Below are 8,051 nucleotides of genomic sequence, written 5' to 3'. Positions count from 1 at the left end.
ACAAAGACCCGAAGGGCGAAGAGGCCCAACGCACACGCAGCGAGACAGCCCACACGGCGCTTCACAAAGACCCGAAGGGCGAAGAGGCCCAACGCACACGCAGCGAGACAGCCCACACGGCGCTTCACAAAGACCCGAAGGGCGAAGAGGCCCAACGCACACGGAGACAGACAGCCCGATGACCACTCAGAAAAACACCGTCAAGCAAGCCATCTGCGAAGCCATCGACCGCAATGCCGATCGCATCATCGGGCTCGGGGAGCGCATCCGGAAGCATCCCGAGCTCGGCTTCAAGGAGTTCAAGACCGCGCGCCTCGCCGAGGAGACGTTCAGCGAGCTGGGGCTCAAGCCGCGGAGCGGGCTGGCCGTCACCGGGGTCCGCGCCGAGGCGTCGGGCGCCCGGCCGGGCCCCACCTTCGCGCTGCTCGGCGAGCTGGACGGCCTGGTGGTGGCCGGCCATCCGGTGGCCGACCCGGAGACCGGCGCCGCCCACGCCTGCGGGCACAATGCGCAGATGGCGGGGCTGCTCGGGGCGGCGATGGGGCTGCTCGAGGCGCGGGCCTTCGATCACCTGGCCGGCCGCGTGGTCTTCTTCGCGGTGCCCGCCGAGGAGTACGGCGACGTGGAGTGGCGCGTGGAGCAATCGCGGGCCGGCCGCATCGAGTTCCTCGGCGGGAAGCCCGAGCTGTTGCGCCTGGGTCACTTCGACGACGTGGATCTGGCGATGATGATCCACACCACCTCGCAGCCCGAGATGAAGAAGACGGGCGTGTCCGCATCGAACAACGGCTGCATCGTGAAGACGGTGCGCTACGTCGGTCGCGCCTCGCACGCCGGCGGCGCGCCCCATCTCGGGATCAACGCGCTGTACGCGGCCAACATCGGCCTGTCCGCGATCAACGCCCTGCGCGAGACCTTCCGCGATGAGGACTCGATCCGCGTGCATCCGATCATCACCCACGGGGGCAGCCAGGTGAACGTGATCCCGGGCGAGGTGCGCATCGAGACCTACGTGCGGGGCAAGACGGTGGAGGCGATCCTCGACGCCAACCGGCGCGTGGACCGCGCGCTGAAGGCGGGAGCTCTGGCATTGGGCGCGCGGGTCGAGATCGAGACGCTGCCCGGCTACCTGCCGCTGTTCAACCACATGGGCATGGCCCAGCAGTTCAAGGTCAACGCCGGCGCGCTGCTCGGCGCGGATCAGGTCACCGAGTCCGGACACCGCAGCGGCTCGACCGACATGGGCGACATCTCCCACGTGATGCCGACGCTCCATCCTTACATGGGCGGCGCCACCGGGAGCGGCCACGGCGCCGACTACACGATCGCCGATCCGAAGCTCGCGTATCTCGAGCCGGCCAAGCAGCTCGCCCTGATGGCGGTGGACCTGCTCTGGGACGACGCGGCGGGCGCGCGCAACATCCTGGAGGGCTTCACGCCCCGCCTGACCAAGGACGCGTACCTCGCGTTCCAGCGCTCGGTCTCCCGCACCGAGGCCTACGACGCAGCCGACCTCTGATCGTCTCTCAACCGGTTCCTCGGCCCTGGCCATCCCTCTCCCCATGGGGGAGAGGGTAGGGTGAGGGGTAGGGTGGGCAGGGTGAGGGGGAAAGCGTGACATGTACGGTAACGCGCCGGCCGAGTTCCCGCGCCGCATCGTGTGCCTGAGCACCGAGCACGTGGAGATCTGCTACGCGCTCGGCGCGGGCGACCGGGTGGTTGGGGTGCCGGGCACCGCGCGCCGCCCGCCCGCGGCGCGGGACAAGCCCAAGGTCGGGGCGTTCACCTCGTTCCGGCTCGACCGCATCCGGGCCCTCGGGCCCGACCTGGCGCTGGCCTTCTCCGATCTTCAGGCCGACGTGGTGGCGGAGCTGATCCGCGCCGGGATACCCGTCTTCTGCACCAACCCGCGCTCGGTCGACGAGGTCATGCAGTCCATCCTCACGGTGGGCGGCGTCATCGGCGCCGAGCCGGCGGCGCGCGCGCTGGTGCTCGACATGCACGACGAGATCAATCAGCTGCGCGAGTTCTCGAGCGTCTGGCCGGACCGCCCCCGCGTGTACTTCGAGGAGTGGCACGATCCGCTCATCACCGGGATCCGCTGGGTGTCCGAGCTGATCGAGCTGGCGGGCGGGCGCGATGTCTTCAGCGATCTGCGCGACCGTCGCGGCGCGCGCGACCGGGTGGTCGACCCCGCCGAGGTGGCCCGCCGCGATCCCGAGATCATCCTCGTCTCCTGGTGCGGCAAGCCCGCCGACGTCGAGGTCATTCGAAGCCGACCCGGCTGGGATCGCGTCAGCGCGGTGCAGCACGGACGCGTTCACGAGATCGACGGCGCGGACGTGCTGAGCCCCGGGCCCTCGATGCTCGTCGGGCTGCGTCAAATCCACGAGCTGGTGCAGCAGGCCCTGCGCGAGCGCGACTGATCGCTCGGCCCGTTCGACCGCGCCGCGGCGGCAAGACGTGGACATATCTGAGATAATCGAGAGTGCAGCATCGATCGTCGCGTACGCCACTAAACATGCCGGCCCCGTCGAGGCCCGATGCTAGGATGAACCCCTTTTGAGAGAGTCCCAGGAGAGATAGAGAGATGCCGGCGCACCCGGAGCGCTTCTTCGCCGATCGGTTCGGACTGAACGCGGGAGCCATGGAGCGTCTGCTCGGCTCGACGCTGACCGGCCGCGTGGACCACGCCGATCTGTTCCTGGAATACCGCATCAGCGAAGAGCTGGTGCTCGAGGAGGGCGCGGTCAAGAAGGCGGCCCGCCACGTGAGCCAGGGCGCGGGCATCCGCGCCCAGTCGGGCGAGCGCACCGGCTACGCGCACACCGACGATCTCGCCCTCCCGAACCTCGAGGAGGCTGCGCGCCAGGCCCGGGCCATCGCGGACCGCTCCAGCGCCTCGGCGGTGGTCGCGGTGGGCCACGACGGCGCCCCGCACGATCTCTATCGCCTGGCCGAGCCGCCGATCGCCGCGAACCTCCCGCGCAAGCTCGCGCTGCTCGGCCAGATGGACGCGGCGGCCCGCGGGCTCGATTCGCGCGTGCGGCAGGTGATCGCGTCCCTGGGCAGCGAGGACGTGGTGGTGGTCATGGCCACGCCGTCGGGGTGGACGGTCGGTGACGTGCGGCCGCTCACGCGTCTCAACGTCACCGTGATCGTCGAGGACGGGGCCAAGCGCGAGATCGGCGCCTACGGCGGCGGCGGTCGCGTGGCCTTCGACTTCTTCCTGGAGCAGGACCGCTGGAAGCACTACGTGACCGAGGCGGTGCGCCAGGCGGTCATCAAGCTCCACGCGGTGGAGGCGCCGGCCGGCGAGATGACGGTGGTGCTGGGACCGGGCTGGCCGGGCATCCTGCTCCACGAGGCGATCGGCCACGGGCTCGAAGGCGACTTCAATCGCAAGAAGACGTCCGCCTTCTCGGGACGCCTGGGCCAGCCGGTCGCCTCGGAGCTGGTGACGGTGGTGGACGACGGCACGATCCAGAACCGCCGCGGGTCGCTGAACGTCGACGACGAGGGCGTGCCGACCCGGCGGAACGTGCTCATCGAGAAGGGCGTCCTCCGCGGCTACATGCAGGACCGCCTGAACTCGCGACTCATGGGCATGGAGCTGACCGGCAACGGGCGCCGCGAGTCCTACGCACACCCGCCCATGCCGCGCATGACCAACACCTTCATGCTGGCCGGCCAGGACGAGCCCTCCGACATCATCCGCTCGGTGCAGAAGGGCCTCTACGCGGTGCACTTCGGCGGCGGCCAGGTGGACATCACCAACGGCCGCTTCGTGTTCTCGGCGAGCGAGGCCTACCTGATCGAGGACGGGCGCGTCACCAGCCCGGTCAAGGGTGCGACCCTCATCGGCAACGGACCCGAATCGCTCACCCGCGTGAGCCGCGTGGGCCGCGACCTCGAGCTCGACGAGGGCGTGGGCACCTGCGGCAAGGACGGTCAATCCGTCCCGGTCGGCGTCGGGTTGCCGACCATCCGCATCGACCGCATGACGGTCGGCGGGACGCAGGTCTGAGCGCGCGCATGCGGGACCTCCTCGCCGATCTCCTCGCGCAGGCCACCCGCAAGGGCGCCACCGCCGCCGACGCATTCGTGGTGCAGGATCAGGCCTTCTCGGCCCAGGTGCGGCTCGGACAGGTGGACACGGTCAAGCACGCGCGCGATCAGCACGTGGCGCTGCGGGTCTTCGTGGGCCAGTCGGTGGCCGCCGCGTCCACGTCCGATCTCACCGCCGAGGCCATGACCCGGCTGGTGGACGAGGCGGTCTCCCTCGCGCGGGTCACGAGCCCCGACGAGCTGGCCGGTCTGCCCGACGCCGCCCTGCTCGCGCGCGACATTCCCGATCTCGACCTGCACGACCCCCACGGGCACGATCTGCCGCCCGAGGACAAGATCGAGCTGGCCCGGCGTTGCGAGGCGGCCGCGCTCGAGGCCGACCCGCGGATCACCAACTCGGAGGGTGGCGACTTCGGCGATCGGCGCGCGCGCTACGCCTACGCGACCAGCCACGGCTTCTCGGGCGAGTACCGGACCTCGTCGTTCAGCCTCGCGGTCTCTCCGGTGGCCGCCGAGAACGGCGAGATGCAGCGCGACTCCTGGTACCACGGCACCCGCAAGCGGGCGGCGCTGGAGCGGCCCGAGGACATCGGGCGGGTGGCGGCCCGGCGCACCCTGCGCCGGCTGGGCGCGCGCCGGGTGAAGACCACCGAGGTGCCGGTCATCTTCGATCCCGACATGGCCGCCTCGCTGGTGCGCCACATCACGGGGGCGGCGTCGGGGCCGGCGCTCTACCGCCGCGCCTCGTTCCTGGTCGGCAAGCTCGGCGAGCGGATCGCCGCGCCGTCGATCACCGTCGTGGACGACGGCACCATTCCGGGCGCCCTGGGCTCCCGGCCGTTCGACGGCGAGGGCCTCCCGGTCCGCCGCACCGTGGTGGTGGACCGCGGCGTGCTCAGCTCGTATCTCCTCGACACCTACAGCGGCCGCAAGCTCGGCCTGCCCTCCACCCATCACGCGGCCCGCGACGGCAGCGGGGTCTCGGTCTCCACGACCAATCTCTATCTCGCCGCCGGGGACACCGATCCGGCCGAGATGATCCGGAGCGTGAAGAGCGGGCTCTACGTGACCGAGCTGATCGGCTTCGGGGTCAACGGCGTCACCGGCGACTACTCGCGCGGCGCGGTCGGGCTCTGGATCGAGAACGGCGAGCTGGCCTACCCGGTGGAGGAGATCACGGTGGCCGGCAACCTTCTCGACATGTTCCACGCGGTGGAAGCAGTCGGCAACGATCTCGTGTTCCGCGACCGCACCGCCGCGCCGACCGTGATGATCGGCCGCATGACGGTGGCCGGAGCCTGAGAGGAGACGCCGCTCGCCATGATCATCGACAGCCACTGCCACCTGCACGATCCCGCCTTCGCGGATGTCCGGGGCGCCGTGATCCGGGCCACCGAGCACGAGGTGTGGGGCGTGATCGCGGTCGGATGCGACGCGGCCACCAACGAGCGCACCCTGCAGGCGGTGAGGGAGAACGCCAAGGGCGTGTGGCCCGCCCTCGGCTTCCATCCCGAGTGGAAGCTCACCGGGGCCGACCTGGAAGCGGTCGAAGCACAGATTCACGCGCACCACTCGCGGCTGGTCGCGGTCGGGGAGGTCGGGCTGCCGTGGTACGGGCTCGGCGCGCTGCCGGATCCCGACGCGGTCCGGCGCGAGGCCCGCGCGCGGCTCGAGCGGCTGCTGGATCTCGCGTGCCGCTACGATCTGGCGGTGATCCTGCACGCGCCCCACGGGGCGGCGGCCGATGCCCTGGCCGCGCTGCGGCGCCGAGGCGTGGAGCGCGCGGTCTTCCACTGGCACAAGGCCTCGCCCGAGGTCACCCGCGAGATCGTGGACGCCGGGTATCTCGTCTCGGTCACCCCGGACGTGGTGTATCGGGCACGCGACCGCGAGATGGTGGAGCGGGTGCCGATCGAGTCCCTGCTCGTCGAGAGCGACGCGCCCTGGCCGTACCAGGGCGAGTTCGAGAACGTCACCTCCGGGCCGTGGCTCGTCGCCCGCGTGGCCGAGGAGGTCGCCAAGATCAAGAGGATTCCCGCCGACGAGGCGGCCTACCAGCTCACCGTCAACACCTGTCGGCTCTTCGACCTCGTCTGGGCGTGAGCGAGCAGCGCTTCACCGTCACGGTCGGCGGCGCCGACGTCGTGGGCGTGCTGCACGCGCCCGAATCCCGCCCGAGCCCCTGCGTGGTGGCCTGTCACGGCATGGGCGCCTCCAAGGACAGCGACAAGTACCTGCTGCTCGGCCGCGAGCTGCCCGCCGCCGGCCTCGCGCTCGCGCGGTTCGACTTCCGGGGCAGCGGGGAGTCCGGCGGCTCCCACCGGGAGGCCACCATCGAGAGCCGCGTGGCCGACCTGGAGGCGGTGCTCGACCACCTGGCCAAGTGCCCGGAGCTGGACGGTCGCTTCGGATTGCTCGGCTCGAGCCTGGGCGGCTTCGTGGCCCTGTGGGCGGCCGCGAGCCGCGCCGCCGCGGGCGCGCCACTCCCGGTCGTAACCTGGAACGCGCCCGCGTCGCTGCGCGATCTGCCGAGCGCCGACCCCGAGCAGGCGGGCCCCGCCCTGGTCGCGGAAGTGAGACGCGGGCAGTGGGGGGAGGCGCCCGCCGGGGTTCCTGGCGTGCTCGTGATCCAGGCCGACCGCGACGAGGTGGTTCCCCCCGGGCACGGCCGCCTTCTCTTCAAGCGCGCCCGAGAGCCTCGCCGGCTGCACGTCATCGCGGCCGCCGACCACCGGCTGACCGACATGGGCCATCGCCTCGAGGCCGTCGCGGAGAGCCGGCGCTGGCTCGTCACCCAACTCTCCGGCATGGCAAGGACCTCTCCATGATCGACGCGGCACGGCTGAAGGAAGAGTTCATCGAGCTGACCTCCATCTCGAGCCCCTCCAAGCGCGAGGGCGCCATCGCGCGGCGGCTCGAGACGATCTTGAAGAGCATGGGCGCCAGCGTGGAGGTGGACGGCGCCGGCGAGCAGGTCGGCGGCAACACCGGCAACCTGCTCGCCCGGTTTCCCGGCAACGCGCCGGGGGCGCCCCCGTTCCTGCTCTCCGGCCACATGGACACGGTGGGGCCGGCGGAGACGATCCATCCGGTGGTCGAGGGCGACGTGGTGCGCACCGACGGCACCAGCGTCCTGGGGGGCGACGACAAGGCGGGCGTGGTGGCGATCCTCGAGGCCATCCGCACCCTGCGCGAGCGCTCCATCCCGCACGGCGACATCGAGGTGGTGCTGACCATCTGCGAGGAGTACGGCCTGCTCGGGGCCAAGCACTTCGACACCGGCCGGCTGCGCGCGAAGCGCGGGCTGGTGCTCGACGTCGACGGGGTCTGCGAGCTGATCACCCGCGCGCCGGCCGCCAATCGCCTGACCTTCACGGTGCAGGGCCTCGCCGCGCACGCCGGCATCTGCCCGGAGCAGGGGATGAGCGCGATCCAGATCGCCGCCGAGGCCATCGCGACGATGCGACTGGGCCGGCTCGACGCCGAGACCACCGCGAACCTCGGGGTCATCCAGGGCGGGCTCGCCGGCAACATCGTGCCCGCGAGCCTCACGGTGCGCGGCGAGACCCGGAGCCTCAGCCTGGAGAAGCTCGAGGCGCAGACCGTCCACATGCGGCGGTGCTTCGACGAGGCGGCGGCCCGGCACGCGGTGCGTGTGGGCGACCGGGACCATCGGGCGCGCGTCGAGACCCAGGTGGACCGGCAGTACTCGCGGCTCGACGTGCGCGACGACGCGGGCATCGTGCGCCTCGTGCAGTCGGCCGCGCAGGCGGTCGGGCGCACGTGCGCGACCCGCGGCACCGGGGGCGGATCGGACGCCAACGTCTTCGCGGAGCGCGGCATCGAGATCGCCAACCTGGCATGTGGGATGCGCGAGATCCACACCGTGAACGAGTGGGTGGACGTGCGCGACCTGGTGCTCACCGCGGGCCTGGTCCTCGAGACCGTCCGCCTGAACGCCGCGGTCTGAGCCGCGCCGCGCC

7 protein-coding genes are annotated in these 8,051 nt (G+C 71.4%); all 7 read left to right on the top strand.

The window, feature by feature from the left end:
• Positions 1-178 precede the first annotated feature (178 nt).
• The 7 genes from VKN16_23465 (at position 179) to VKN16_23435 (ending at position 8,038) form a co-directional block, all read left to right on the top strand.
• A complete protein-coding gene (locus VKN16_23465; GenBank protein HME97172.1) occupies positions 179-1,519 on the top strand; it encodes an amidohydrolase in 1,341 nt (446 codons plus the stop codon).
• Between the two features lie 100 nt (positions 1,520-1,619).
• The gene (locus tag VKN16_23460; protein HME97171.1) at positions 1,620-2,426 is read left to right on the top strand and encodes a cobalamin-binding protein; all 807 of its coding nucleotides are present in this window, start codon (positions 1,620-1,622) and stop codon (positions 2,424-2,426) included.
• A gap of 164 nt (positions 2,427-2,590) precedes the next feature.
• Complete coding sequence (gene tldD / locus VKN16_23455) at positions 2,591-4,027, top strand: metalloprotease TldD (protein ID HME97170.1); 1,437 nt, start codon at positions 2,591-2,593, stop codon at positions 4,025-4,027.
• Between the two features lie 8 nt (positions 4,028-4,035).
• The gene (locus VKN16_23450; GenBank protein HME97169.1) at positions 4,036-5,370 is read left to right on the top strand and encodes a TldD/PmbA family protein; all 1,335 of its coding nucleotides are present in this window, start codon (positions 4,036-4,038) and stop codon (positions 5,368-5,370) included.
• Positions 5,371-5,388: 18 nt separating this feature from the next.
• A complete protein-coding gene (locus VKN16_23445; GenBank protein HME97168.1) occupies positions 5,389-6,171 on the top strand; it encodes a TatD family hydrolase in 783 nt (260 codons plus the stop codon).
• Entirely contained in the window at positions 6,168-6,896 is a 729-nt protein-coding gene (locus VKN16_23440; GenBank protein HME97167.1) for an alpha/beta fold hydrolase, read from the top strand. The genes VKN16_23445 and VKN16_23440 overlap by 4 nt, the downstream gene beginning before the upstream one ends.
• Positions 6,893-8,038: a M20/M25/M40 family metallo-hydrolase gene (locus VKN16_23435; protein ID HME97166.1), complete on the top strand. Its 1,146-nt coding sequence runs from the start codon at positions 6,893-6,895 to the stop codon at positions 8,036-8,038. Before VKN16_23440 ends, VKN16_23435 begins: the two co-directional genes overlap by 4 nt.
• The last annotated feature ends 13 nt before the right edge of the window (positions 8,039-8,051 follow it).

The sequence above is a fragment of the Candidatus Methylomirabilota bacterium genome, from assembly GCA_035315345.1.
In the GTDB taxonomy this organism is placed as follows: domain Bacteria; phylum Methylomirabilota; class Methylomirabilia; order Rokubacteriales; family CSP1-6; genus CAMLFJ01.
This window is presented reverse-complemented; position numbering and strand designations above follow the sequence as displayed.